This is a genomic window from Trinickia dinghuensis, from assembly GCF_003367175.1.
Lineage (GTDB): Bacteria > Pseudomonadota > Gammaproteobacteria > Burkholderiales > Burkholderiaceae > Trinickia > Trinickia dinghuensis.
Genome location: NZ_QRGA01000009.1, coordinates 97,620 through 123,402, shown reverse-complemented (window position 1 = coordinate 123,402; position 25,783 = coordinate 97,620). Strand labels below are relative to the sequence as shown.

General features: G+C 63.9%; 21 protein-coding genes and 2 pseudogenes. 12 read left to right on the top strand and 11 right to left on the bottom strand.

The window, feature by feature from the left end; translation table 11 throughout:
• Positions 1–32: 32 nt before the first annotated feature.
• A complete protein-coding gene (locus DWV00_RS17005) occupies positions 33–887 on the bottom strand; it encodes a MipA/OmpV family protein (protein WP_115534772.1) in 855 nt (284 codons plus the stop codon).
• A gap of 174 nt (positions 888–1,061) precedes the next feature.
• On the opposite strand from DWV00_RS17005, the gene DWV00_RS17000 reads away from it, so the two are divergent.
• Entirely contained in the window at positions 1,062–1,517 is a 456-nt protein-coding gene (locus DWV00_RS17000; protein ID WP_245964913.1) for a response regulator, read from the top strand.
• An 86-nt stretch (positions 1,518–1,603) separates the two neighbouring features.
• Complete coding sequence (locus DWV00_RS16995; RefSeq protein ID WP_245964924.1) at positions 1,604–2,104, top strand: hypothetical protein; 501 nt, start codon at positions 1,604–1,606, stop codon at positions 2,102–2,104.
• Positions 2,105–2,141: 37 nt separating this feature from the next.
• Here DWV00_RS16995 and DWV00_RS16990 read toward each other — a convergent pair whose 3' ends face one another.
• A complete protein-coding gene (locus tag DWV00_RS16990) occupies positions 2,142–3,485 on the bottom strand; it encodes a cation:proton antiporter (protein WP_115534770.1) in 1,344 nt (447 codons plus the stop codon).
• Positions 3,486–3,725: 240 nt separating this feature from the next.
• Between DWV00_RS16990 and DWV00_RS16985 the strand changes: the two genes are divergently transcribed.
• From DWV00_RS16985 to DWV00_RS16950, 8 genes and pseudogenes are all read left to right on the top strand, one after another.
• The gene (locus tag DWV00_RS16985) at positions 3,726–4,277 is read left to right on the top strand and encodes a ferritin-like domain-containing protein (protein ID WP_115534978.1); all 552 of its coding nucleotides are present in this window, start codon (positions 3,726–3,728) and stop codon (positions 4,275–4,277) included.
• Between the two features lie 126 nt (positions 4,278–4,403).
• Positions 4,404–4,967, top strand: coding sequence for a type 1 glutamine amidotransferase domain-containing protein (locus tag DWV00_RS16980; RefSeq protein WP_115534769.1), 564 nt, complete (start codon positions 4,404–4,406; stop codon positions 4,965–4,967).
• A 10-nt stretch (positions 4,968–4,977) separates the two neighbouring features.
• Complete coding sequence (locus DWV00_RS16975) at positions 4,978–5,310, top strand: DUF1488 family protein (protein WP_115534768.1); 333 nt, start codon at positions 4,978–4,980, stop codon at positions 5,308–5,310.
• A 42-nt stretch (positions 5,311–5,352) separates the two neighbouring features.
• Positions 5,353–5,964 carry a hypothetical protein gene (locus DWV00_RS16970; protein WP_115534767.1) on the top strand — a complete coding sequence of 204 codons (612 nt, stop codon included), beginning with the start codon at positions 5,353–5,355 and terminating at the stop codon, positions 5,962–5,964.
• A 227-nt stretch (positions 5,965–6,191) separates the two neighbouring features.
• Complete coding sequence (locus DWV00_RS16965; protein WP_115534766.1) at positions 6,192–6,350, top strand: DUF1328 domain-containing protein; 159 nt, start codon at positions 6,192–6,194, stop codon at positions 6,348–6,350.
• A 165-nt stretch (positions 6,351–6,515) separates the two neighbouring features.
• Positions 6,516–7,331, top strand: a pseudogene (ku, locus tag DWV00_RS16960) (non-homologous end joining protein Ku); the annotation flags it as partial.
• A 93-nt stretch (positions 7,332–7,424) separates the two neighbouring features.
• A complete protein-coding gene (gene ligD / locus DWV00_RS16955) occupies positions 7,425–10,280 on the top strand; it encodes a DNA ligase D (protein ID WP_115534764.1) in 2,856 nt (951 codons plus the stop codon).
• 107 nt (positions 10,281–10,387) lie between these two features.
• A complete protein-coding gene (locus DWV00_RS16950; RefSeq protein ID WP_115534763.1) occupies positions 10,388–12,184 on the top strand; it encodes a thiamine pyrophosphate-requiring protein in 1,797 nt (598 codons plus the stop codon).
• A gap of 84 nt (positions 12,185–12,268) precedes the next feature.
• On the opposite strand, the gene DWV00_RS16945 is transcribed toward DWV00_RS16950, so the two are convergent.
• Positions 12,269–13,282 (bottom strand): SDR family oxidoreductase, encoded by a 1,014-nt coding sequence (locus DWV00_RS16945; protein WP_115534762.1) that lies wholly within the window; start codon positions 13,280–13,282, stop codon positions 12,269–12,271.
• A 217-nt stretch (positions 13,283–13,499) separates the two neighbouring features.
• Here DWV00_RS16945 and DWV00_RS16940 point away from each other — a divergent pair.
• Together DWV00_RS16940 and cydB are read left to right on the top strand one after the other, a co-directional pair.
• Positions 13,500–14,928 (top strand): annotated as a pseudogene (locus DWV00_RS16940) (cytochrome ubiquinol oxidase subunit I).
• Complete coding sequence (gene cydB, locus DWV00_RS16935) at positions 14,915–15,928, top strand: cytochrome d ubiquinol oxidase subunit II (protein ID WP_115534761.1); 1,014 nt, start codon at positions 14,915–14,917, stop codon at positions 15,926–15,928. The pseudogene DWV00_RS16940 and the gene cydB overlap by 14 nt, the downstream one beginning before the upstream one ends.
• 98 nt (positions 15,929–16,026) lie before the next feature.
• Here cydB and DWV00_RS16930 read toward each other — a convergent pair whose 3' ends face one another.
• The 8 genes from DWV00_RS16930 to DWV00_RS16895 all read right to left on the bottom strand — a co-directional run bounded on the left by DWV00_RS16930 (position 16,027) and on the right by DWV00_RS16895 (position 25,717).
• Positions 16,027–16,605: a DUF3005 domain-containing protein gene (locus DWV00_RS16930; RefSeq protein WP_115534760.1), complete on the bottom strand. Its 579-nt coding sequence runs from the start codon at positions 16,603–16,605 to the stop codon at positions 16,027–16,029.
• Positions 16,606–16,715: 110 nt separating this feature from the next.
• Positions 16,716–18,359 (bottom strand): GMC family oxidoreductase, encoded by a 1,644-nt coding sequence (locus DWV00_RS16925; protein WP_115534759.1) that lies wholly within the window; start codon positions 18,357–18,359, stop codon positions 16,716–16,718.
• The gene (locus DWV00_RS16920) at positions 18,349–19,056 is read right to left on the bottom strand and encodes a gluconate 2-dehydrogenase subunit 3 family protein (RefSeq protein ID WP_115534758.1); all 708 of its coding nucleotides are present in this window, start codon (positions 19,054–19,056) and stop codon (positions 18,349–18,351) included. Before DWV00_RS16920 ends, DWV00_RS16925 begins: the two co-directional genes overlap by 11 nt.
• A 7-nt stretch (positions 19,057–19,063) precedes the next feature.
• A complete protein-coding gene (locus tag DWV00_RS16915) occupies positions 19,064–20,068 on the bottom strand; it encodes a hypothetical protein (RefSeq protein ID WP_115534757.1) in 1,005 nt (334 codons plus the stop codon).
• Positions 20,069–20,084: 16 nt separating this feature from the next.
• Positions 20,085–21,227: an enolase C-terminal domain-like protein gene (locus DWV00_RS16910; RefSeq protein WP_115534756.1), complete on the bottom strand. Its 1,143-nt coding sequence runs from the start codon at positions 21,225–21,227 to the stop codon at positions 20,085–20,087.
• A gap of 73 nt (positions 21,228–21,300) precedes the next feature.
• Positions 21,301–22,842, bottom strand: a complete 1,542-nt coding sequence (locus DWV00_RS16905; RefSeq protein ID WP_181885491.1) for an efflux transporter outer membrane subunit — start codon at positions 22,840–22,842, stop codon at positions 21,301–21,303.
• A gap of 112 nt (positions 22,843–22,954) precedes the next feature.
• Complete coding sequence (locus DWV00_RS16900) at positions 22,955–24,520, bottom strand: DHA2 family efflux MFS transporter permease subunit (RefSeq protein WP_115534754.1); 1,566 nt, start codon at positions 24,518–24,520, stop codon at positions 22,955–22,957.
• A gap of 21 nt (positions 24,521–24,541) precedes the next feature.
• The gene (locus DWV00_RS16895) at positions 24,542–25,717 is read right to left on the bottom strand and encodes an HlyD family secretion protein (RefSeq protein WP_115534753.1); all 1,176 of its coding nucleotides are present in this window, start codon (positions 25,715–25,717) and stop codon (positions 24,542–24,544) included.
• Between the last annotated feature and the right edge of the window lie 66 nt (positions 25,718–25,783).

Here is a 25,783-nt window from a genome sequence, read left to right as displayed (position 1 = left end):
TCCACGCACCGGCGTGCGCGTCGGCGCCGGGATCAGAATTGATAGATCACGGAAACGTCGAAGACGCCCGATGCACGGGTCTGCGTGATGGGGCTGCGCGCGGCCGAGCCGACGAGCTGCTGGAAGGCGCCGTCGGCACTCAGGACCCAATGCTTCTTGACCGTCCATGCCGCCGAGACGCCGAACCCCACGGAGCGGATGCCGGCCGAAGCATTGTATTGCCGGTAGCCCGAATTCGCCGATTGCGCGGCGTTGACGCCGAACCAGCTATTCATATAGCGCGAATCGGCGATCGTCATCGTCGGGCCGGCGAACCAGGAGAATTGCTCCGAGCTGCCCGGCATCGGCATATAGGCGCCGAGATCGCCTATCCATCCGTTGTCGCCGCCGAAATTGCGGCGCAGGTCGGCGCGCAGGACGAGCGGAAACGATTTCGAAACGATGTACTCGCCGAGCAGCCGGAGACTGGGCGCGGGATTGATGTTGCCCATGCCATGCAAATGATCGAGGTCGTCGGCTTCGCGGCGGCCGAGATCGTAGGCGGCCGCGAACCCCACGCGCCAGTTCGGCCCCGTCAGGACGTTCATGCCGAGACCTTCGCCGGTCGACAAGAAGAAGCGGTCGCGATAGCGGATGTCGATGGTCGGGCCGGTCACCGCGTGATAGCTGTCCGAGCCGTCGTAGCGCGGCTGAAAACTGACGGAAGGGCCGATGTGGATGCGCCATGCCGGCAGGTTCGGCTCGAACATCTGCTCGAGCAGGATGCCCCCCGAGTATTGCCACTCGGCGAGCGGAGACGGCGTTTGCGCATGAGCCGGAACGGGCGCGAAGGCCGCGAAAAGCGCACCCGCGAAGGCGAGGCGCGATGCCGCGTTTGAGGTCGACATAGCTCTTTTTCCTGGTTCGATGTCGCTGTCGAGATAGACCGTTGAAAACCTCTAAGCAAATCGTGCCAGACCTCAGAGCAACGTGCATGCCATTTTTTCGCCGCAGTGTGCGGTTGCGGGATCGTTATTTGCATTGGTTCGCGACTGCGTCGAGATCAACCAGGGGAAAGGGACGTGACTGAGCGGGATAATGCCGAGCCGAGCGACGACGTCGTGCTGTGGCGCACGGTTCGGCCAGCGATGGCCGATCATCGCCGTGTGCTTGTCGTGGACGACTATCGCGACGCGGCGGACGCGTTGCAACTTTTGCTCGATGCGGACGGCTTCGAATGCCGTGCTACCAGCGATCCGCACGAGGCGTGCGTGATCGCGCGCGAATGGCAGCCGTTCGCGGTGCTCCTCGACATTGCCATGCCGGGGCTGGACGGGCTGGAAGTCGCGCGGCGGTTGCGCGCCGATTCGTCGACGGCGCACATGCTGCTCATTGCGTGCACCGGATATGCCGCTTCCGAGGACCGGGTTCGCGCGCGCGAGGCAGGCTTCGACGCGCATTGCGCGAAGCCGTTGACACCGCAACTGATCCTGCGCGTGCTAGAGTTCGCGAGCGAGGGCACGCACCGAGTCGCTTGATGCCGCCGCGTAGGAGAACAAAAACGATGGGACATTTGCCGCTTGCAGCGGCCGCAGCCGCTACTGCAGTCGCCGCGGCCTCGGTCATGTGTGCAACGTCGGTGTGGGCCGACGGCCCGCGCGCGAATCGCGGCAACGATCCCTTCTTTCAGGTCTCTCATGCGGTATCGTCATGCCCCGCGCCGCTTGGGCCCCTCCAAACCGAACAGGAGTGGCTGGCCGATTCGCATTACCGGATCGAACGAGGCAACAGCTGCTGGTGGGAGGGGCGCTGCCGGCTTTCGAACAGCTACCTCTACGACAAGGAGATCCAAGAGGCGGTGAAGCGGCGTCTCGCGAACATCGAGCCTTCGACCCATTGGCGCGAGCACACGACGCTCTGGCTGATGCTGCAGCGAAGGTTCATCTACGTGCAAGGCTGTGTCGCGCCCGGCTTCGACAAGCAGACCTTTCTGTCGGAGCTTGCCAAAACGGCCGACGTCGAGCGTGTGCTCGACGAGACGACGGCCGACCCGGCATCCGATGCGCTGCCTTATCGCACGCTCGACAATCCGGACAAGCCGGCTGCGCTGCAAGACGGCGGATAATCGAGCATCGCATCGGCTGATGGCCGCGTCCGTTCCGCTACGCGTCCCGCCCGGCCGCTTCACGCGCGCGCTTGCGTCCGTAATGCTTCATCAACGGCATGGCGGACATCCCGTGCACGAACACCGAGGCCGCGACGACCGCCAGCGCGTAAGGGGCGAGCGGAACGATGTCGCTCGCCTTGCCTCGTTCGAGCGCATAGGCGAGGTAATAGACCGTGCCGATGCCGCGGATGCCGAACCACCCCATCAAGTGGCGTTCCATGGGCCGCGCGCGCGAGCCGAGCAGCGAGAGTTCGACCGCCAGCGGCCGCACGACGAAAAAGAGCGCGAGCACCAGCGCGACGCTGCGCCAGGTGATGAGCGCCACGGCCATCGTACTGATTAGATTGCCCACCATGATCATCATGGCCATCTCGGCGATACGCTCGAGCTCGATCGTGAAGCCGAGGACCGATTCGGCCATGTAGGCGTGAGCCTTCGCGGGATGCGCGGCCGTTGCGGCGACGTCCGAAGAGTCGATCGAACCGATCGCGTCTTGCGGAGAACGCTCGCCCGTCGCGCGATGTTCGGCGCGCCGCATCGCCACGCCCGCCGCGAACGCCGCGAGAAAGCCGAACGTGTGCAGCAGTTGCGCCGCGCCATACGACAGTTCGATGAGGCCGAGCGCGAAGAAGCCTTCGAGGCCGAGCGCCTGCGCATGGCGCGTGCGCAGCCATGCGATGGCGTGCGTCGTGGCGAAGCTGAGCAGGGCGCCGATGCCGATCGCGCCGACGATGCCCCAAATCATTGCGGCGATCGTTCTCAACGCGGGTACCACGTGGGCGACCGAAGCGCCGCTCGTACCGTTGGTGCACCACGCAAGCGCGATCAGCGCAAACGGCAGCGCGATGCCGTCGTTGAGCCCGCCTTCTCCCGATAGCGCGAACCGCACGATGTCGAGATCGTTGGCGTCGCGCACCTGGACGTCGTGCGCGAGCACGGGGTCGGTCGGGGCGAGCATGGCGGCCAGGACCCAAGCGGGTCCCCACGCGAGCCCCAAACCCCAGACGCCGAATGCCGCGAGCAGCGGGACAGTCGCGATCATTGCGAGCAGGCCGAGCCGCACGGGCAGCGTCCATAGCGACGCGAAGATGGGCGCGCGCAGCCGCAGGCCGATCGCGAACAGCGACGCGAGCAGCGCGACTTCGCAGAGCAGCCGCACGAGCGGCGCGTCTTTCGTGATGTCGAGCGCCAGCAATCCGGCGCCTTCGGGGCCGAGCGCGAAGCCGGCAGCGAGATAAAGCATCGCGCCGGTCAACGGCAAACGCTTGAAGAGGGAACTCGAGACCCCCATCACGACGAACATGCCGCCGACGATGAGGAACCAAATGGTTTCGTGCATGCGGTCCGATCGAGTGGGGGATTGGCGCGGACGTCCAAACGCTTCGCGCAGCTTGGCCTAAGTCGTGGCGGGTCCCTCTCGGCGATGCAATGCACGTGCCAAGCAGCGCTGCTCGCTTATTCGCGCGTTCGCTTTGGCACGGTTGATGCGTTGCTGCAGGGCATCGCGAGCGGTGCGCTTGCCTATGGCCGCTCGCAGGGCGAAGCCGTGTTTCGTAAATACAATCGATGGAGAAAACCCATGCCGAATCAACCGTTTCTGTCGGACGTCCAGGCAATCCGCAAGCGTGCGCGCGAGCATATCGAGGAAGGGGCCGTGACCGCCGGCTATCAGGCGGATCGTGCGGCGGTGTTGAAACTGCTCAACGATGCGCTCGCGACCGAGATCGTCTGCACGCTGCGTTACCGCCGCCACTATTTCATGGCGAAGGGGATTCATTCGAAGGCCATTGCCGACGAGTTTCTGCAGCATTCGAACGAAGAGCAGCAGCATGCCGACCAACTGGCCGAGCGCATCGTGCAGCTCGGCGGCGAGCCGAATTTTTCGCCCGACGGTCTGCTCACGCGCAGCCATGCCGAGTACGTGGAAGGCAAGTCGCTCGTCGATATGATCAAGGAAGACCTCGTGGCGGAGCGTGTGGCGATCGACAGCTATCGCGAGATCATCACGTTCCTCGGCGAGAAGGATCCTACTTCTCGGCGCGTGATGGAGAGCATCCTGGCGATGGAAGAGGAACACGCCGACGACATGGCCGATCTGCTGACCGGCTTGCCGAGCGATCTCAAGAAGTGATGGACAAGTGTTGAGGTGCTGAAGTGCTGAAGTGGCTGGAGTGCCGAGCCGGTGCCGAGCCGACATGGGCACCGCGTTTGCTGCGGTGCATGGCAGCACTTCATATGATCTAGAGGAGCTGCGCCGATGACTACGAAGACTAAAACGCTGGAAGGTTGCAAGGTCGCCATCCTGGCGATGGACGGTTTCGAAGAGGCTGAACTCGTCGAGCCGAAGCAGGCGCTGTCGGAGGCTGGCGCGTTGGTGCACGTGATTTCGAAGAAGCACGGGCAGATCCAGGGCTTCCGCCATATGGAGCGCGGCGGCATGGTGACGGTCGATGCGACATTCGACCAGGTCCGGCCGGATCAATACGATGCGGTCGTGCTGCCGGGCGGCGTAGTCAACAGCGACGCGATTCGCTCGGTGCCGGAGGCGCAAGCGTTCGTGCGTGCGGTCGACGAAGCGCACAAACCCGTTGCCGTCATCTGCCACGGCGGCTGGCTGCCGATCTCGGCCGGTATCGTCAAGGGCCACACGATGACGAGCTGGCCCAGTCTGCAAGACGATTTGCGCAACGCGGGCGCGACCTGGGTCGACGAGGAAGTCGTCGAGGACGGCAATCTCATCACGAGCCGCAAGCCCGACGACATTCCCGCCTTCAATCAAAAGCTCATCGCCCGCCTCGAACACCGCGGCGCGGCACGGTGAGTCTCCATCTATGAGCGATACGAACGAGCGAAAAAACGGGCGCCGGCAGCCGGCGGGGCCGTCACTGCGCGTGACGTTTCCCGACGACGCGCCCGCGTTCGACGGTGCGCAGATGGTCGTGCGTTTCATTGCCGTGGTCGACGGCGTCGCGTTGTCTTGCGCGATCACGGCCGAGGCGCTCGAGGATCATTTCGGCGCGGGCTCCACGCTCGAGGCGGAACTGCTGCGTGCCTATGCGCAAGGCCGGGAACGCATCCACGCGGTGTGCACGCACGCGATCGAAGAGAGCGGCGGCGCCGCCGTCGTGTTGCGCAGCGGCCTGTTCCGGATCGCGCCTACGTAAAGTCAACGCATCACCAGAACCACTCAATTGGGAGGACACGTCATGTCGTTGATCGTCGCAGGTCGCTTTACGACGTTCGCCGATGCCGAAACGGCCGCGAACCGGCTGTTCGAAGGCGGATTCGTGCAAGAGGACGTCACACTGTTCTTCGTCAATCCGCGCGGGCAGCACGCACGCTTTCCGATCGGCGGCGACCGGTATGTGGACCCGCAGGCGGCGCAGGCGACCAAAGGCGCCGGCAAGGGCGGTGCGATAGGCGCGGTCATCGGTGCCGTGATAGGAGTAGCCCTGTTCAGCGCGTTTTCCTCGCCGTTTCTCATTCTTGTCGTGGCTGCCGGCGTCGGCGCTTATGTCGGTTCGCTGGCGGGTGCGATGTCGCATACGCGTGGCGGCGGCAAGCTACCCGACAGTCAGGTGCCGCACGAGTCGCGCGATTCCGGCGTGCTCGTCGCCGTCCACGTATCGCCCGAGAATCAAATGGACGCGGCGAGGGTATTGCGCGAAGCGGGCAGTCTCGAAGTCGAACGCGCGCACGGGCGTTGGCAGCACGGACGCTGGTCCGATTTCGATCCGACCAAGGACGTCGAGCCGCTTCAAGATCCGGCACGTCCCGGAGCTGCGGCCCCTCGCACGCAGGCTCACGCCAATCGTTGAATCGTTGCGCCGTTGCATGGCTCGCGCCGACGATTCGACGATTGCTGCGCACGCAACTTGCGTTGACGAACGGTTCTCCCTCCCGGGTCTCCCGATGGGCATACTCGTTGCGGAATGGATAGCCAAGCGTTGCTTCGAACAACGCTCAACGCTCAGTGTCCGCCGCGGCAAGCCAAAGGAGCGGCGATGCGTAGGCCGGCACGCCGGCATATATCAAGGAGGACGCCATGCTTAGATACGCACTCATCTTTTTCATCATCGCGCTCGTCGCGGCCGTCTTCGGTTTCACCGGCATCGCCGCCGGCGCCGCGGAGATCGCGAAGATTCTGTTCTTCATCTTCCTCGTCATCTTCTTGGCGACGCTGTTGATCGGCGTATTCAGGTGACGGCGCCAGGAGAATAATAGTCACTGCCGTTGCAGCGATAACGACGGCTTTGCAAGGAATGCAAAGCCGTTTTAATCGGAGTTCGGAAACGGTTCGCGCAACGGCGGGTGGTGCCGGATTCGTCAAGTGCTTCATGCGCTTGCGCTCGGCGAAAGGAGAGTCGCCATGTCACGCGTGATTTGGAAAGGTGCGATCAGCTTCGGTCTCGTCAACGTGCCCGTGCAGTTGCTTGCCGCCACGCGGCCCGAACGCACGAGCTTCAATTTGCTCGATAAGGAAACGGCGGATCCGATCGGCTATAAACAGATCAATAAGCGCACGGGCAAGGACGTGCGCCGCGAAAACATCGTGCGGGGATACGAGTACGAAAAGAACAATTATGTGATCCTAACCGACGACGAGATTCGCGCGGCCAGCCCCGAATCGACCCAGACCGTCGACATTCTCGCATTCGTCGAAGCCTACTCGGTCTCCTTTCTCTACCTCGACACCCCTTACTACCTCGTGCCGGAGCGGCAGGGAAAGAAAGCCTACGCGCTGCTGCGCGAAGCGCTGGCGAAGACCGGCAAGATCGGCGTCGCTAATGTCGTACTCCACAACAAGCAGCATTTGGCGGCGTTGATCCCGGCCGGTCCCGTTCTCGCGCTCAATACACTGCGCTGGGGCGGAGAGGTGCTCGACATCGGCGATCTTTCATTGCCGCCGGCCGGTGCGAAGGAGGCCGGCATCAGTCCTCGCGAACTCGAGATGGCGACCAAGCTGATCGACGACATGACCGAGCAGTGGGCGCCCGAGCACTATCACGACACGTTCCGCGACGACGTCCTCGCGCTCGTCGATCGCAAGGTGCGCGAGGGCAAGACGCACGAGATCAGCGAAGGTGCGCGAGCGCCGGCACGCTCGCGCAAGACGGCCGACGTCGTGGATCTCTCTGAATTGCTCAAGCGCAGCCTCGGCCGCGGCAAGGGCAAGCATGCGGCTTGATGCGGGCACCGCGGTGCCGCGCGCTGCGACATTTCCATTCATTCGAATTCATTCGTTTTGACCTGAATCACTGAATTAACTTCAATCGGCATGGCGGGCAAGCTCGAAACCTATCGAAAGAAGCGACGCTTCGAGGCGACACCGGAGCCGTCGGGAGCGGGACGTGCCCGGGCCCGCGTGGCAACGCGGATGGCAGGAACAGCCCGAACGGCTGCAAGCCGGCGTGCCGAGCCGGCGCTGTCTTATTTGATTCAAGAGCATCACGCGCGGCGCCTGCATTACGACTTCCGGCTCGAACTCGACGGCACGCTCAAATCATGGGCGGTGCCGAAGGGGCCGTGCCTCGATCCTGCGGTGAAGCGGCTCGCCGTCCATGTCGAAGATCATCCGATCGAATACGGCACGTTCGAAGGCGAGATTCCGCCCGGCAATTACGGGGCGGGCACCGTGATCGTCTGGGATCGCGGCACGTGGGAGCCGAACGGCGGCGTGGCGGAAGCACGCAAGGCCTACGAATCCGGCAAGCTCAAGTTCACGCTGCATGGAGCGAAGCTGCACGGCGGATGGGCGCTCGTGCGCAGCCGGATGCGGGGCAGCGGCGACAAAGAGCAGTGGCTTCTGATCAAGGAGCGCGACGACGAGGCGCGGCCCGAAGGCGAATACGATGTCATCGCCGCGGAGCCGGGCAGTGCGCTTGCCGATGGCGCGGCCAAGGGAAAGGCCGCCAAGGGCCGCAAGCGCACGGCGAAGGGCGGTGCGGATGGGGCGCGCCGGGCCGACGAAGCGGAACGGCCGACCAGCGGCGTTTCCGTGAACAAAGCTCGCAAAGGGCGGTTAGCTGTCCCCGCAAAGGCGCCGCATGCGGGAGAGGAAAAGTCTAGCCGGCCTGACCTCGTGGCGACACGCACGACGAAGTCGCTGCGCGAGCTAGCTGCGTCGCCGTCGATCAAGGGCGCGGTCAAGGCGCGTCTGCCGCAATCGCTGAAGCCGCAGTTGGCGACGCTCGTCGACGAAGTGCCTGCCGGCGACGATTGGACCTACGAGATCAAGTTCGATGGCTATCGCGCGCTCGCCCGCATCGACCGCAGCGAGGCCAAGCCTGTGCGCATCTTCACGCGCAGCGGGCTCGATTGGACCGATAAGTTCAAGCAGCAAGCCCAAGCACTTGCCGCATTGGATGTCGAAACGGCTTGGATCGACGGCGAGGCCGTCGTGCTCGACGAGCACGGCGTGCCGAGTTTTCAGGCGCTGCAGAATGCGTTCGATGCGAACCGTCCGCAGGACATCGTCATCTTCGCGTTCGATCTGCCCTATCTGAACGGTTATGACCTGCGCGACGTTCCGCTCGTGCAGCGCAGAGCTTTGCTGCGGGCGTTGCTCGAAGGATGCGGCGACGACACGGTGCGTTTCTCCGGAGACTTCGTACTCGACGCGCGCGATCTATTGAACAGCGCGTGTGAGATGGCGCTCGAGGGGATCGTCGGCAAGCGGCGCGACAGCCGATATACGTCGACACGCAGCGGCTCGTGGATCAAGCTGCGTTGCCGGCGGCGCCAGGAGTTCGTCATCGGCGGCTATTCCGAGCCGAGCGGCAGCCGTACCGGATTCGGCGCGCTGCTGCTAGGCGTTCACGATACGCACGGCAAGCTGCGCTATGCCGGACGGGTCGGGACGGGTTTCGATACCGCGATGCTGCGTTCGATCAAGAAGGAACTGGATGCGCGCGAGACGGCGCGGTCGCCGTTTGCCGAAGCGGCGAGCGAGCGCAGCCGCACGAAGGTGCATTGGGTGCGGCCCGACGTGATCGCCGAATGCAATTTCGCGGAATGGACGAGCGAGGGCATCGTCCGGCAGGCATCGTTCATCAGCTTGCGTGGCGACAAGCCCGCGCGGGAAATCGTCCATGAGGCCGCCGGCAAACCCGATGGTGCCGCCGAGCGGGGATCAGGCACGGCGAGCGGTAAGGCCAAGGCCAAGGCCGCGAAGGCAACGCACTCCGATGGACGGAAAGTGAGGGCATCCATGGAAGCCGACACACAGTTGAAGGAGGGTGACACCGTAGCCGGCGTGCGCGTTTCGCACCCGGCACGCATGATCGACAAGCCGATCGGATTCGCGAAACGCGACTTGGTCCGGTACTTCGAGCGCATCGCGCCAATGCTGCTGCCTCACGTCAAAGGCCGCCCCGTTGCGCTCGTGCGCGCCCCGGAGGGCATAGAAGGCGAACTGTTCTTTCAGAAGCACAGCAATCGTTTATCGATCCCGTTCGTGACTTCGCATGAGGGACTCGACCCCGGCCATCCGCCTTTGATCACGCTCGACAGCGTACAGGCGCTAGTCGGCGCCGCGCAAATGGGAACGGTCGAACTGCATACCTGGAACGCGGTGGCGGCGAATATCGAAAAGCCTGATCGCATCGTATTCGATCTTGACCCCGATCCGAAGCTCGGCTGGGATCGCATGATCGAGGCGGCGCGGCTCACACGCGACCTGCTGACGGAGCTTGGCCTGCAATCGTGGTGTAAGACGAGCGGAGGCAAGGGCCTGCACGTCGTCGTGCCCCTTGCTCGCCACGCCGGCTGGGATGAAGTCAAAGCATTCGCGCACGCCGCCGCGCAGCATATGGCCGAGACCTTGCCCGATCGCTTCAGCGCCAAGATGGGGGCGCAAAACCGGCGCGGCCGTATCTTCGTCGACTACCTGCGCAACAACAGAGGGTCGAGTACCGTTGCCGCGTTTTCGCCGCGTGCGAGGCCCGGGATGGGGGTGTCGGTGCCGATCGCATGGGACGAACTCGCCGATACAACGGGCGGCGCGCAATGGACCGTGGAAAACGTCCATAAGCGGCTTGAACGGTTGCGTGCCGACCCGTGGGCCGACTATGCCGGCACCAAGCAGCGCATCACGCGTGAAATGCGCGAGCGCTTAGGGATGAAAGGGATCTGACCGGCATCGATCGAATCGATCGAACTGCTTGGCAGGATTGACGTGCTTCACGGGCGCACTTCTTGCGCGACATCGAGTCTCGAGGACAGACGGTATCGGAGGCACAGATGGCGCAAACGGTGGGCGACTTCATCGTCGAAAGATTGCATGAATGGGGCGTGCGGCGCATATTCGGCTACCCCGGCGACGGCATCAACGGCTTGCTCGGCGCATTGCAGCGCGCGGGCGGCAAGATCGAATTCATCCAGGCCCGTCACGAAGAGATGGCCGCGTTCATGGCCAGCGCATACGCGAAGTTTACGGGCGAACTCGGCGTGTGCATGGCAACCTCGGGCCCGGGCGCGGCTCACCTCGTTACCGGACTGTACGACGCGCGGCTCGATCATATGCCGGTACTCGCGATTTGCGGGCAGCAGGCACGCGCGGGGCTCGGCTCGCACTATCAGCAGGAAGTCGACCTCGTTTCGATGCTGAAGGACGTCGCCGGCTCGTATGTGGAGCAAGCGAGCGTGCCGCCCCAAGTGCGGCACATGGTCGATCGGGCGGTCCGCATCGCGCTGTCGCAGCGCCGCGTGACGGCGATCATCTTTCCGAACGATCTTCAGGATCTCGAATACACGCCGCCGCCGCGCAAGCACGGGACGGCGCATTCGGGCGTCGGCTATTCGCGCCCGCGCATCATGCCCGAGCCCGCCGATCTCGCGCGTGCGGCCGAAGTGCTCAATGCCGGAAAGCGCGTCGGGATACTCGTTGGCGCCGGGGCGCTGCACGCTACCGACGAAGTGATTGCCGTTGCCGAGCGATTGAAGGCGGGCGTCGCGAAGGCGCTGCTAGGTAAAGCCGTGGTGCCGGACGAATATCCGTGGGTGACGGGCTCGATCGGCTTGCTCGGGACGAAGCCGAGCTGGGAGCTGATGAATCATTGCGATACGTTCCTCATGATCGGTTCGGGGTTTCCGTATTCGGAGTTCTTGCCGAAGGAAGGCGAAGCCCGAGGCGTGCAGATCGACATCGGCGCCGACATGCTGAGCCTGCGCTATCCGATGGAGGTGAACCTCGTCGGCGATAGCGCCGAGACGCTGCGCGCGCTGCTGCCGCTACTCGATCAGAAGACCGACGAGGCGTGGCGCAAGCGCATCGAGGGGTGGACCTCGGAATGGTGGAACACGCTCGACAAGCGCGCGAAGGAGAGCGTCAAACGCGGGGTCAATCCGCAGCGCATCTTCACGGAGCTATCGCCGAGGCTGGCCTCGGACGTGATTTTGACGAGCGATTCGGGCTCGTGCGCGAATTGGTATGCGCGCGACATCAAGATTCGGCGCGGCATGATGTGCTCGCTTTCGGGCGGCCTCGCGTCGATGGGTGCGGCCGTGCCTTATGCGATCGCCGCGAAGTTCGCGCATTCGGACCGGCCCGTGATTGCGATGGTGGGCGACGGTGCGATGCAGATGAACAATATGGCCGAACTCATCACCGTGGCCAAGTATTGGCGGAAATGGAAGGACGGCCGGTGGATCTGCATGGTCATGAACAACGAGGATCTGAACCAAGTGACGTGGGAGCAGCGCGTCATGGAGGGCGATCCGAAGTTCGAGGTCTCTCAGGATCTGCCGAACGTGCCGTATCATCGCTTCGCCGAACTGATCGGCCTCAAAGGGATCTACGTCGATGCACCCGAAGCGATCGGTCCTGCTTGGGACGAAGCGATGGCTGCGGGCCGGCCCGTGGTGCTCGAAATCAAGACCGACCCGGACGTGCCGCCACTGCCGCCGCACGTGACGCTCGTGCAAGCACGCAAGTTCATGCGCACGCTGATGGAAGGCGATCCCGAAGAAGGGAGCGTGATCGTCAATACGGCCAAGCAAGTGATGGCTTCGGTGTTGCCGGGTAAGAAGGAATCCTAAGTACTAGGGACTCGGCCTTATGTTGATGGGGGGCGCTATCGATCGCCCCCCCGGCCCAGACCGCACGTATGGGCGCGTGCGGAGCTATGCGTGGGAAGCTAGTCTGCGGCGGGTTAGCAAAGCGACCAAGCCCAATGCCAATGCAGCGCCTAATGCGGTTCCACGGTGCGTATCGAGCCATAGCGCGGCGCTCGACGATTTCGCCTCTGCGCCGAACGAGCCGCGCAAGCGATGCGCGCCGGCAACAGGCTTCCACAGATCGACGGCATGGCCGGGATCGGTCGGGCTCTTACGTTGTTGCCCGGCGAACGAGCGCTTCGCCAAGTACCGGTCCAGATAGCCCGGGATGAACTTGTTCGCGACGATTGCCTTGATCGACGGCAGCCCGACATAGAGTTCGCGCCGCCGGTGCGTGGCCGCCCAGACGATTGCGCGCGCCGCCACCTCCGGCTCGTAGATGGGCGCGACCGGACGCGGCGCGCCGGGCATCTTGCTCTGGGCCCAATCGAATTGCGGCGTGTTGAGCGAGGGCATCTGCACCATCGTCACGTGCACGCCGCTTTTTTCATGCAGCAGTTCGCAGCGCAGGGCATCAGTGAAGCCGCGGATCGCATGCTTGGCGCCGCAGTAAGCCGATTGCAGCGGGATCGCGCGATAGGCCAGGGCCGAACCCACCTGCACGATCACGCCTTTGTTGCGGCGGCTCATCCGCTCCAGCGCCGCCATCGTCCCCCAGACATAGCCGAGGTACGTTACTTCCGTGACGCGCGCGAACTCCTCGGGTTTCATCCGTGCCACGGGGGAAAACACCGTCACCATGGCGTTGTTGACCCATACGTCGATCGGACCGAGTTCAGCTTCGATCCGATTGGCGGCGGCTTCGACTTCGTGAGCGGCACTGACGTCGACGGCGATCGGCATGGCACGCACGCCGTGGTTGCGGGCGATCGAGGCAACGTGCTCGAGCGCCTCGGCGTCGCGCGCGAGCAGCGCGACGTCGGCGCCGAGGCGCGCGAAGGCGAGGGCAGCCGCGCGGCCGACCCCCGCGCTGGCTCCGGTAACGACGACGATCTTCGGCTGGCGAAGCGAACGCACCATGTGAGTCTCCGAGAAACGTGATGTTCGGTGGAAATGCGCGGCCCAGGCCGTGCGCATTCGGCTGTGGCTGGTCACGCATATCCCGTGCCGGATTCGACGCGGCCGATTACCGCATCGCGGCATTCGCTTTGCTGACCTATAAAGGGAGAGAAGGGGCGCGATTCTTCGATCCGCGCCGGCATGCCGTATCCCTCTTCACCACGCCATACCATCCGCCATGAGCGCTTTATTGCTATCGCGCGTGCAGTTCGCCTGGGTGATCGCCCTGCATATCCTGTTGCCGGCGTTCACCGTGGGACTGTCGTGTTACATCGCCACGCTGGAGGTGCTTTGGTGGGCGACCGGCCGTGATGTTTACCGAAGGCTATCGGCGTTTTGGATTCGCATCTTCGCCGTGTCGTTCGGGATGGGCGTCGTGTCGGGCATCGTCATGCCGTTTCAATTCGGCACGAACTGGAGCCGGTTCATCGCGGCGACGTCGAGTGCGATCGGCTCGCTGATGGCTTACGAAGTGCTGACCGCATTCTTTCTCGAATCGGCGTTTCTCGGCGTTTTGCTGTTCGGCCGAAAACTCGTCCCGCAGTGGGCGCACGTGTTGTCCGCGATGTTCGTCGCGGCGGGCACGTTGATGTCGTCGTTCTGGATTCTGGCGGTCAACAGTTGGATGCAAACGCCGAGCGGCTATCGGATCGTGGACGGCAAGTTCGTGCCCGAGAGCATGCTCGCGATCATCTTCAATCCGTCGTTTCCGTATCGGCTCGCGCATACGGTCACGGCTTTTCTCGTCACCACGGCGTTCGTCATTCTTGGCGTTGGCGCGCATTATCTGCTTAAACGGCGGGCGCCCGAGGAAGGGCGTGAAGATGGGGCTTTGGTTTCTGATCGTCATGGTGCCGGTGCAGATCTTCATCGGCGACGAGCACGGCCGCAATACGCTTGAATATCAGCCGGCGAAGCTCGCCGCGATGGAAGGACTCTGGGATACGGGCCGCCGCGTGCCGGCCAATCTATTTTCGATTCCCGACGACAACGAGGAACGCAATCACTTCGAGATCTCCATCCCGGTGCTGGGCAGCATCTACCTGACGCACGATCCCAACGGGCTCGTTCACGGATTGAAGGATTGGCCGCGCGCCGATCGGCCGAACGTGCCGATCGTGTTCTTCGCGTTTCATATCATGGTCGGCATCGCGTTGCTGATGCTCGTCATCGTGATATCGGGGCTCGTGCTTTGGCCCAAACGGAAACTCTATGCAAGCCGGCGATGGCTGGCCGTCTGCCGTCTCGCCAGCCCGCTCGGCTTTATTGCCGTGCTCGCGGGCTGGACGACGACCGAGGCGGGCCGTCAACCGTGGACGGTATACGGGCTGATGCGGACCGCCGATTCCGTGACGCCATCGCTGACGACCGCCGACGTATCGCTATCGCTCGCGTTGTATGTACTGAGCTACCTGTTCATATTCGGCGCGGGAGGCGTGCTGCTCGCCCGGCTGGTACGGCTGGGCCCGGATGCGCGCCCGCCGGGGCCGCAGACGCTCAATCGGCGTGCGGCTCGTCCACTGTCGGCCGTGCAGCACAGCGACGGCGAGGAATCGAAAGCGCCTGCGTATACGGAAGTAAAGGGAGGCGACGATGACGCAGCTTGATTTGGTCCCGCTGTGGGCCGCTATCCTCGGCTTCGCCGTGCTGATGTACATCCTCCTCGACGGCTTCGATCTCGGGGTGGGCATCCTCTTCCTATTTCGCAAGAGCGAATCGGATCGCGACGTGATGATGGCGTCGGTCTCGCCCGTGTGGGATTTCAACGAGACGTGGCTCGTATTGGGCGGTGCGGGACTGATGGCGGTTTTCCCGGGCGCGTTCGCGATCATCATTCCCGCCGTTTATTTTCCCGTTTTGCTGATGTTGCTCGGGCTCATCTTCCGGGGCGTGGCATTCGAGTTCAGAGGCGTGCCGGACGCGAATAGGAGACTATGGAATATTGCGTTTGCCTGCGGGTCGGTGCTCGCGACCTTCGCTCAAGGCGTGATCCTCGGCATGTTCGTCCAAGGATTCAACGAGGCTGGCGGGAAGTTCGTCGGCACCAGCTGGGATTGGGTGCGGCCGTTTCCGATTTTCACGGGCTTCGGACTCATTGCCGGCTATGCGCTGCAGGGTGCGACCTGGCTCATCATGAAGACGCAAGGTGGCCTTCAAATGTGGTCGCGGCGTGTCGCGCAGCGTGTGATGGTGCTGGTGTTCATCTTTATCGGCATCGTCAGCATCGTGACGCCGATGTTCAGCCCGCGCATCGCGGCGCGCTGGTTCACTTGGCCGAATCTCGCGTTTTTCGCACCCGTGCCGCTCGTGACGCTGCTGCTTGCCGGCTTGCTCGTGCGCGGGGCGGATCGGGAGCGCGAGGTCTTGCCGTTCGTCTGTTCGGTGGGGCTGTTCTTTCTGTCGTTTTCGGGGCTCGTGATCAGCCTCTGGCCGATGATCGCGCCACCTTCGGTCACGTTATGGGAGGCCGCGGCGGCTCCGGTGTCGCATGAGTTCTTGATGATCGGGACAGCGTTCGTGCTGCCGATTCTCCTCATTTACGTGGTTTGGTCGTATTGGGTATTTCGCGGCAAGGCCAGCGGGCACGAGGGGTACGGGCATGAGTGAGGAAGGTCCGCGGCGCCTATTTGACAATGCTCGACCGACCAGGCGGCGAACGCGGCGCCGGTCGACGTCGCGACAGCCCCCTCGGTCGGCACTCGCCGTTACCCGTGGCTGTACCCATTCCCCGTCCGTTCGAGCGTGAATACCTGCTCGGCGCGCGTGCCGTCGCGCTGGGGCACGTCGACGGTTCCGTGATAGGCCACCCGCCATCCTTCCCGTGTCGCGACCACCGGCACGTTGCCTCCCGGACGGCTGTCTAGATCGACCAAGCCATCCGGTGGAACGAAAACGTTGTTTTCTAGCGTCGCATTCGAGTTGATGACGTTGTCTTGCCACATCGATGCATCGCGTCGCGCTTCCAGACCCTTCGCGTCCGTGTCTACGGTGTTGTCCGAGGCGGCCATGCCGGCGTTGTCGACCGACACGGTCCGCGCGTTCGCACGTGCAACGGGATCGTCGCTATTCGCATCTTCCGTACGGTGTTCCATCGTCGGCAATGGGGCGGGATCTTTCGCGCCCACCCAACTGGTCGATGCCTGACGCTTAGCCTTGTGGAACGCCTGCCCTTGCGTCTTCGCGTCGGGCATATCGCCGCCCGCCGCAGGCGTCTTCGCCGGGCTCTTCGCCGCGATTTCGTTCTGCTGTGACTGGGTCGGATTGTTTTGCGTGTTTTCCGCCATCGCTGACCTCCGATTGGTTGTGCTCATTCACTACGTTTTCACGCAACGAACGTGCCGGAAGCTGTCAATCCGGGACGCAACGGAAATGTAAACTCAGGTCACATCTCAGATCACAACTCGCCGCGCCCGCTCAGGGCCGAGATGCGGTCCGCCGTGCGGCAGGCGATGGCTTGGATCGTCAACGAGGGGTTGACCCCACCTACGGTCGGGAACACAGAGCCGTCGCAAATCCAAAGATTCGGAATGTCCCAACTTCGGCAATCGGCATCGACGACGCTCGTGTTCGGATCGTCCCCCATGCGCGCGGTGCCGTTCAGATGACAGGTGTCGTCCTCTTGCTGCCACACCTCTTTGGCGCCGGCCGCTTCCAATGCCGTGCGCATGAAGTCGAGCGCATGCTTGACGAGCCGCTTGTCGTTGTCGCACGGTGAGTGTGTGACGCGCGCAATCGGCAACCCGTAAGAATCCTTTTCGTCGGCCAGCGTCACGCGATTCATTTCCTGCGGCAGCGTTTCGCCGACGATCTTCAGTCCCGCTTGATGGTTGTATTTCTCCATCTCGCCGTGCAGCGCATCGCCCCAAAGCCCCCGGCCGGTCTGTATTGCGGACCAAGCGTTCGGCAACGGGCCTTGACTCATATAGCAGTAGCCGCCGTGAAAATCCTTGCCTTCGTCCGTGTAGTTCCAATGCTCGGTCATCGCGAGCGAAGGCGGCCCCTTGTACCAGCGGACTTCATCTTCCATCAAGCCCCAAACCGCTTGATTCGCTTGCACCATCAGATTCTTGCCGACGAGACCCGAGCGATTCGCGAGGCCGTCGGGGAAGCGCGACGTGGCCGAATTGAGCAGCAGCCTCGGTGTTTCGATCGCATAGCCCGCGACGACCACGTTGCGCGCGCGCTGGAATTGCCAGCGCCCTTCGCGGAAGTACTCGACGCCGGTGGCGCGGTCGTGCTCGTCCACCACGACTCGGCCGACCATCGCCAAATCGCGAATCTCGGCGCCGGCCCGCACCGCACGCGGAATCCACGTGACGAGTGCGCTCTGCTTCGCATTCGTCGCGCAGCCCGCGACGCAAAACCCGCGATAAACGCACGGGTGTGCCTGCCCGCGCGGAGCTGAAAGCGTGGCGAGCGGCGTAGGGGTCCAGCGGATGCCGAGCGCTTCGCAGCCGCGCGCGAGCACGAGCGCCGCCTCGTTCATCTCGTGCGCGCGATACGGATAGCGAGGGCGATGCGGGCCCCAAGGGTAGTCGACTGGGCCCGAGATCTTCAACGCATCTTCGACATAGGCGTAGTAGCGCCACATCTCCCGCCAATCGATCGGCCAGTCGGCGCCATAGCCGAGCAGACTCCGCGATTTGAACCACTCGGGCCTAAAGCGCAGCGACACCATCGCGAAGTGGACCGTGCTGCCGCCCACTGCTTTGCCGCTGTTGTTGCTGCCGAGCTTGAGCGGCTGCTCGCCGTCGCAGATGCGTTCGTCGGTCCAATAGAGCTTCGCTTGATGCGTCTCGTCGGAGGCGAACTCTTCGAGCGGACGCCACCATGCGCCTGCATCGAACGCCACCACGCGAAAGCCCTGCTCGGCGAGCCGGCACGCAAGTGTGCCGCCGCCGGCGCCGGTACCGACGATCGCGAAATCGACTGCTTCGTCCTGCGGGTATTCGCGCATCGGCATCCAGCCGCCCACGGTGAAGACGTCGGGGGCGCGTCCGCCCTTGCCGCGCGGGGTATGAAAGGCGTCATCGCGCACGGCGGTTCTCCTTATCGGCGCGTTCTTCGTCTCCGGGTTTCGCCTCGGCCGCCTCCCAAGGATCTCGCCGGTTCGCCTGCATCCGCACATAGCCGCGCGGGTTGGCCGGTCCGCCGAAGCCGATCTCGCTCCATGCCCGCGGGTGCGAGTAATACGCAGCGGCGATATCGTGCATCGCGCGCAATTCGAAGAAGACGTTGGACGGCATGCCCTCCCAGGCGGGATCCTTCAGTTCGCCCCGCTGCATTCGTTCGACGAGGTCGCGTTGCTTCGTTTCGTCAAGATCGGCGAAGGCGATATCGTGGGCGCGGCGGCTCTCGACGTCGAGTGCGGCGAGGCCCACGCGCCAAGCGTCGCGCAGCGGCGGCATGCGTGCGTCGCGATAGCCGTCGCGGGTATCGTTGAATAGCTTTTCGTCGACGATGGCAGCGACCGGCACCACAGGGTCAGCCCAACGGAGGCGATCGTCTTGTTTGATGTCGTTGTCGCCGGGTGAGGCCGCTCTGCACGACTGAGGCACAAGAACCGCGCATAAGGCGCTCAGCGCGCGCCATTGCGCGTCGTTGCAGAAGCGCGGTGTATTGGGCGTCGCAAGGCGAGCGTCGACCACTTCGCGCGTGACGTCGTCCCACGAAGGGGTGTCGCGTTTGAGCAGCACATCGTAGCCGGGATAGCGGGATCGATCGGATCGGCTCATGGTTCTCTCAACGTTCGGTGTCTCTGAGGCGCAAGGCGGCGAGGCCGGCGGTTGCCAGTGCCGTGAAGCTCGGCGGTGCCGGTATCGGCGGTCCGTTCAGCACGTTTTGCGACCCATTGCGCCAGCCGCCTTGTTGACGCGCAACGCCGCGGATATGAAAGGCGACGCCGATCGCGCCGAGCGCAGCCGTTGCGCGCAGCCAGATGCGTGTCCAGAAGTTGGGCCTCGGCGGTGCCAGCGCCGCGCAGGCAAGCAGGCCCGCGGCGATCGGCGGTATGGTCACGGGCGCGTACATCGCGCGATGCTGAAAGGCGCCACGGAAATGGAGCAACGAAACTTCGGCCACCGTGCCCGCCATGCCGATCGCCGCAAGCAGCGCGAGCGCTTTGCCCGCCGGCATGCCGGCGAGTTGCGGATCGTGCGCGGGCTCGTCGCGCAGCCGTTCGCCGACGGCGCCCAATGCGCCCGACAGCAGCAGCGCCGCGGGCGCTCCGAGCGGTGCGCCGTAAAAGAAGTTGTGCCAACTGAACCCGCCTGGACGTTTCGTGACGTTGTAAAGATGGAAGCCGGTACCCGCGACACCGACACCGGCGGCGGCCAGATAGATCGCGTTGCGTACGGGATGACGGCTGCCGATGTGATCGGCTCCGCCATGAATGCCGGCTAGGAGCGAAAGCGTGCCGAGAACGAGCGGCGTGTACATCGCGCGATTCTCGAACGAGCCGCGATAGTGCTCGACGGCCGAATCGGCGAGCGCCGACCAGGCGAGCAGCGCTGAACTTCGATTGAACGCCCGCGCGGCGTGAATGTGCGCGTCGAGTTGCGCGCCTTTGCCGATCACGCGTGGCGAGCCCTTGGCAAGCGCATCGCGCGGAGTACGCGAAGTATTGCTGCCGCGACCGCTGTTGTTGTCGTTCCCGCTCGACGACGCGGTCTTGAAGACGGCTGCCGCGGTCGCGGCGCCCGCGAAGACGCCCAAAGCCGTGACGATACCGCTGGCCGTGCGATTCATCGGTGCGTGTCTCCGTTCAAAGTGCGAAAGGCTCGGCGTCGGCTCGCTTGAACTCGAGCCCGCAGCCGGGGCGGGAGAGGTCGGGTGCGATCGTGCCGCGATTCGGTTTCGGCGCGCCGTCGAACAGCATCGATTCGATCCGTACGTGGTCGTGGAACCATTCGATGTGGCGCAGACGAGGGGCGGCCGCCGCCAAATGGCGGTGCAGCGCGGGGGCGCAATGCGCGGACAGCGGCATGTGCCAGGCATCGCAGATCTGCGACGCCTGCATGAAACCGGTCACGCCGCCGCAGCGCGTCGCATCGGCTTGCAGCACATCGACCGCTTGCGCTTGGAGCATTCGGCGAAAATCGTCGCTGTTGTACGCGTATTCGCCGGCGGCGATGTCCATGATTGCCGGTGCGGCATTGCGCACCCGGCGCATGCCGTCGAGATCGTCGGACGAAACCGGCTCCTCGAACCAGGCGACGCCATATTCGGCGAAGCGCTCGGCGCATTGCAGCGCGCCGTTGACCGTCAAGGCGCCGTTCGCGTCGACGAACAAGGCGGCATCGCCGATCGCTCTTCGGGCGGCCTTTACGCGCGAGGGATCCCGGGCCGGATCCGAGCCGACTTTCATCTTCACCGCGGTACAGCCGTCGACATCGACCCAATGAGCGAGCTGATCGCGCAGTTGCGCGTCGCTGTAACTCGTGAACCCGCCGCTGCCGTAAATCGGCACCCGTTCGCGCAACACACCGCCGAGCAACTGCACGAGCGGCACGCCGAGCAATGTCGCGTTGAGGTCCCATAGCGCGAAATCGAGTGCGGAAATGGCATTCGCGCACAGCCCCGAGCGCCCGATGTTGCGCACCTTGTGCCACAGACGCTGCGTGAGTGCGGCGATGCGGCTGACCTGTTCGTGCAGCAGCACCTCGGCAAGCGTCTCGCGTATCAGCGGGACCACGCTGGCATCGGTGTAGGTATAGCCGAGGCCCGTGCACCCGCCGGCTTCGATTTCGACGACGACGAGCGTGGTCGGCGTCCATGCGAACGTACCGTCGGCCTCGGGGGCATCGGTCGGGATCTTGTACGCATCGGCCCGCACCGCGGCGATCGGCGCGGTGTCGTGCGCCGCGGCATAGTGCGAGGGACGGTCGGTAGCGGACCTTATCGTCATCGGAATCGTGTCGAATGGAGTCGGGCGAATGCGCGGCGTGCCAATGCGGCCGCGTCCCACGATTCAGCAAACGCTATGCCGCATCCTGCCAGCCGCCGCCCAATGCTTTGTAGAGCGCGACGAGATCCGTCTCGACTTGCGTTTGCGCTTGTACGTATTGCGCGCGCACTTGCGACAATTGCCGCTGGGCGTCGAGCACGTCGACGAAACTTACGAAACCTTTCGCATAGCGTTCACTTGCAAGGTCGAAGGCGCTGCGTTGCGTATCGACCGCTGTCGAGAGCGCGTCGCGGTGCGCGAGGTCGGTGCGATAGACGGCGAGCGCGTTGTCGACGTCGCGCAGTGCGACGAGCACGGCTTGACGATAGGCCAGCGCCGCTTGCGCTTGGCTTGCGTTCGCCATGTGAAGATTGGCGACGAGCTGGCCGCCCTCGAATATCGGCAACGAGATTGCCGGGCCGAACGAGTAGAACAGGTGGGACCAGCGCGCCAGATCGGCTGCGTTCGACGCACGCGTGCCGACTTGTCCTGTCAGCGTGATGTCGGGATAGAACTGCGCCACCGCAACCCCGACGTTGGCCGTTGCCGCATGCAATCGAGCCTCGGCTTGGCGAATGTCGGGGCGCCGCCGCGCGAGCGTCGACGGCAGACCGACAGCAATCCGCGGAGGCAAAGGCGGTAGCGGCGCCTTCCGCATCAGCTGCGCGTCGAGTGCGCCGGGCTCGGCGCCGACCAGCAGCGATAGTCCGTTGGCGGCTTGCGCGATTTGGCCGTCGAACGGCGCGACGTTCGCTTGGGCTTGCGCGAGCGCGGCGGCGGCTTGCTTGACGTCGAGTGCGCTGGCGAGGCCCACCTTGGCTTGGCTTTGAGTCAACGCAAGCGTGTCGCGCGCGTCGTCGACGAGATGCGCGGCGATATCGCGTGAAGCTTGTGCCCCGCGTAACTGCAGATAGGTCTGCGCCACTTCCGCCTCGAGCGAAAGCAAGGCATCGTTACGGCTTTCGCGGGCCGCATCGACATTGGCCGAAGCGGCTTCCACGGAGCGGCGCACGCGGCCGAACAGATCTAGCTCCCAAGAAGCGTCGAACCCGGCTTGCCAGAGATTGACGGGCGAGGTCAGCTCGCCGAGGACGTTGTTCGCTTGCTTCTGCAGTGCCGGGCCGGCGCCCGGTGCGATCGAGTTGACGGGAGAATTCGGCGCGCCGAGCTGATCGACTTGGCTGTAGACCCCATTCGATTGCAGAAAGCCCTTCAGGCCGAGCTGTTCCCGTTTGTCGCTCGCGCTGGCGCGCAGGCTCGGCAGGCCCTGAGCCGCCGCCGATTGCATTTGTGTCCGCGCTTCGACGATACGCAAGACCGCTTGCTGAAGATCGAGGTTGCCGGCACGCGCTCGGTCGATCAACGCATCGAGCGTGGGATCGTGAAAGGTGCGCCACCATTGCGGATCGGGGTCGCTGTCTACGACGATCGCGGGCTTCGATGTCGCCTCGGCATCGCTCGCTGCATTGACGCTGGGCACGACGGAGGCCTTGGCGCGCGCGAGGTCGTGCCAGCTATCCGGCGCATGCGCCTGCGGCGGACGGAAGTCCGGGCCGACGGTGCAAGCCGTCAGCATGCAGACAGCCAGCGAACAGGCCAGTCGGGCGCTGTGCGCACCTACGATGTGACGGATGCACGCAGGGACAAAGAAGAAAGCATGGAAAGCGCGTGGCGTGCGTATCCGCATCTCAATGCCCTCCGCCGCCGCCCGCGGCTTTTACGGGCGAAAAGAAGAACATGAGCGGCACGCATAGCGCGCAAAGAATGGCCAGCATCGCGAACACGTCGACATAGGCGAGGATCTGCGCTTGGGCGATGAACGTTTGGTACATCATGCCGGTAGCGGTCTGCATCGCTTGGGAGGGCGGCGCTCCCGTCAGCGAAGCGATCGTTGCCGCGCGTGCGTGCACGGCATCGTTGAAGTTCTGCGACAGCGGCGTCATATTGGCGGACAAATGGGCCATCCGCGCTTGTGCGCGCTCTCGAATGAGCGCCGTCGACACGGAAATCCCGATCGATCCCGCGACGTTGCGAAACATCGTAAAGAGCGCCGATGCGTCGTTGTTCAGGTCGCGCGGCACGCTCAGATAGGCGAGCGCCGTCGTCGGCACGAACAGGCACCCGATCGCGACCGACTGCGAGCATCGCATCAGCACTAAGGTCTTGTAGTCGATGTCGGGGGTGAGCGTGTGCGCGTAGGCCATCGCGCTCGCCAGCAGCGCGAAGCCGAAGCCGATGAAAAAGCGCGTCTCGAGGTGTGGCATGAGCTTGCTGACGATCGGTATCTCGAGTGTGATCAGCACCGCGCCCGGAGAGAGCACGAGCCCGGCGAGCGTGGCCGTGTAGCCCAGCCTTTCCTGCGCCAACTGCGGAATCAGCACCGCGCTGCCGTAGAGAATCATCGCGAATGCGGCCATCGCCACGCAGCCGAGCGCGAAGTTGCGATCGCGCAGCGGCGTGAGCCGAACGACGGGATGGCGCGCATAGGTGAGCCAAACCGCCGCGCCGACGAGCCCGAGCGCTGCCAGCACGGCGAATACGCGAATGAACGGCGATCCGAGCCAATCCTCGTCTTCTCCGCGATCGAGCATGACTTGCAGGCAGCCGAGCCCGACGGCCAGCAGCCCGATACCGATGTAGTCGATCGACAGCTTTTTGTGCTGGACGCGTGCCCAGGGCGGATCTTCGACGAGTTGCTGCACGGCAAGCGTCGTGAGAATGCCGACGGGAACGTTGAGCAAGAACACCCAGCGCCACGAAAAGTGGTCGGTGATCCAACCGCCGAGCGTGGGCCCGAGCACCGGTGCGACGACGATCGCGACGGCCGAAATCGAAAACGCGCGCGAGCGCTGGGCCGGCGGGAACGTGTCGAGGATGATCGATTGCTGGTTCGGCTGCAGGCCGCCGCCGAAAAAGCCTTGTGCGATGCGAAAGACGATGAGTTCGCCGAGGTTCGTCGCGATTCCGCAGAGGAACGAGCACACCGTGAACGCGGCGATGCAAAGCAGAAAGTAGCGCTTTCGTCCCAGCAGGCGCGCGAAGAACGCCGAGATCGGCAAGACGATGCCGTTCGCGACGAGATACGACGTGAGTGTCCAAGTCGCTTGGTCGTAGCTCGCCGACATCGTGCCGGCGATATGCGGCAATGCGACGTTGACGATCGTCGTATCGAGCACTTCCATGAACGCGGCCAGCGTCACGACGACGGCGATGACCCAAGGGTTCGCGGTGGGGTGCCAGTTCTCGTTCGCCATGGCTCGATCGATGCGGTCGCGTTACTTCAGGTAAACGGTAGGCTCGACGGACAGCCCGAGCGGCAATGGACGATCGGCCGGCATTCCGCTGTCGATGACGATCTTGACGGGTACGCGCTGCACGATCTTCACGAAATTACCGGTGGCGTTTTCCGCGGGAAATGCCGAAAACCGCGAACCGCTGCCTTGCTGAATACTGTCGACGTGGCCGTGCAAAGTGAGGCTCGGGTAGGCGTCGACCTCGATCTTGACTTTGTCGCCCGGGCGCATTTGATCGAGCTGCGATTCCTTGTAGTTCGCGGTGACCCATATTTGCGGCGTGACGATCGAAAATAGCGACGCGCCAGGCTGCAAATAGCTGCCCAGTTGCACGTTGCGGCGAGTAATCCAGCCGTCGGACGGCGCGCGTACTTCGCACCATGAGAGATTCAAATCCGCTTGCTCCAGCTTGGCGCGCGCTTGATCGACCTGCTGACGCCGCTCCTCGACGGCGGCAACCGCCTGACGAATTTGCTGCTCGACGAGCGAGGCGGTGGAAAGCTGAGCCTGTGCCTGCTTGACGGACGCCCGTGCCGACGCTTCCTTGGCATCGGCCGCATCGATGCTTTGCTGCGATGTGGCACGCGCATCGACACTGTGTTCCCGATCGTATGAGGCTTGCGCTTGCCGCAGATCGGCCCGCGCGGTTGCCGTCTGGGCCTGCGCTTGCCGATATTCGGCGGGATAGCGAACGCGCGCGATATCGAGTCCGACCTGTGCCGTTTGCAATTGCGCCAACGCCAGCCCCAATTGCGCGCGGGCATCGTCGACCTGCGCGCGATATTCGCGCGGATCGATTTCGACGAGCACGTCGCCCTTGTGGACATAGACGTTGTCGTTGACGGCGAGCTTGACGACATAGCCCGCGACTTTCGGCGCAATCGTGACGGCATTGCCATCGGTATAAGCATCGTCGGTGCTGACTTGATTGCGTGTCATGAACCACCAGACGAATGCAACGATCACGAGCAATACGACAACGACGGCCAGAATGATCAGCAGCTTTTTGCTGCGCGGCTTGCCGTCGTCGTTGTCGTTGTCGTCGTCGCCATTGCCATTGCCATTGCCATTGCCATTGCGCTTGGCGTCGCTCCGACCGCGCTCGTCGTGGGATGGATCGCGGTTGTCTTCGTGGGAAGGTGGGTCGGCTTCGGGCATGAGAGGTCGCCATCAAAAACTAATCGACCGTTTGCAAACGGCATACCCGGAACAGGGTCGGAAACG

Excerpts from the sequence above, each read along its gene's own strand:
- DWV00_RS17005 (WP_115534772.1), bottom strand. The coding sequence starts at position 887 with ATGTCGACCTCAAACGCGGCATCGCGCCTCGCCTTCGCGGGTGCGCTT.
- DWV00_RS16995 (WP_245964924.1), top strand. The coding sequence starts at position 1,604 with ATGTGTGCAACGTCGGTGTGGGCCGACGGCCCGCGCGCGAATCGCGGC.
- DWV00_RS16990 (WP_115534770.1), bottom strand. The coding sequence starts at position 3,485 with ATGCACGAAACCATTTGGTTCCTCATCGTCGGCGGCATGTTCGTCGTG.
- DWV00_RS16985 (WP_115534978.1), top strand. The coding sequence starts at position 3,726 with ATGCCGAATCAACCGTTTCTGTCGGACGTCCAGGCAATCCGCAAGCGT.
- DWV00_RS16980 (WP_115534769.1), top strand. The coding sequence starts at position 4,404 with ATGACTACGAAGACTAAAACGCTGGAAGGTTGCAAGGTCGCCATCCTG.
- DWV00_RS16975 (WP_115534768.1), top strand. The coding sequence starts at position 4,978 with ATGAGCGATACGAACGAGCGAAAAAACGGGCGCCGGCAGCCGGCGGGG.
- DWV00_RS16970 (WP_115534767.1), top strand. The coding sequence starts at position 5,353 with ATGTCGTTGATCGTCGCAGGTCGCTTTACGACGTTCGCCGATGCCGAA.
- DWV00_RS16965 (WP_115534766.1), top strand. The coding sequence starts at position 6,192 with ATGCTTAGATACGCACTCATCTTTTTCATCATCGCGCTCGTCGCGGCC.
- ligD (WP_115534764.1), top strand. The coding sequence starts at position 7,425 with ATGGCGGGCAAGCTCGAAACCTATCGAAAGAAGCGACGCTTCGAGGCG.
- DWV00_RS16950 (WP_115534763.1), top strand. The coding sequence starts at position 10,388 with ATGGCGCAAACGGTGGGCGACTTCATCGTCGAAAGATTGCATGAATGG.
- DWV00_RS16945 (WP_115534762.1), bottom strand. The coding sequence starts at position 13,282 with ATGGTGCGTTCGCTTCGCCAGCCGAAGATCGTCGTCGTTACCGGAGCC.
- cydB (WP_115534761.1), top strand. The coding sequence starts at position 14,915 with ATGACGCAGCTTGATTTGGTCCCGCTGTGGGCCGCTATCCTCGGCTTC.
- DWV00_RS16930 (WP_115534760.1), bottom strand. The coding sequence starts at position 16,605 with ATGGCGGAAAACACGCAAAACAATCCGACCCAGTCACAGCAGAACGAA.
- DWV00_RS16920 (WP_115534758.1), bottom strand. The coding sequence starts at position 19,056 with ATGAGCCGATCCGATCGATCCCGCTATCCCGGCTACGATGTGCTGCTC.
- DWV00_RS16915 (WP_115534757.1), bottom strand. The coding sequence starts at position 20,068 with ATGAATCGCACGGCCAGCGGTATCGTCACGGCTTTGGGCGTCTTCGCG.
- DWV00_RS16910 (WP_115534756.1), bottom strand. The coding sequence starts at position 21,227 with ATGACGATAAGGTCCGCTACCGACCGTCCCTCGCACTATGCCGCGGCG.
- DWV00_RS16905 (WP_181885491.1), bottom strand. The coding sequence starts at position 22,842 with ATGCTGACGGCTTGCACCGTCGGCCCGGACTTCCGTCCGCCGCAGGCG.
- DWV00_RS16900 (WP_115534754.1), bottom strand. The coding sequence starts at position 24,520 with ATGGCGAACGAGAACTGGCACCCCACCGCGAACCCTTGGGTCATCGCC.
- DWV00_RS16895 (WP_115534753.1), bottom strand. The coding sequence starts at position 25,717 with ATGCCCGAAGCCGACCCACCTTCCCACGAAGACAACCGCGATCCATCC.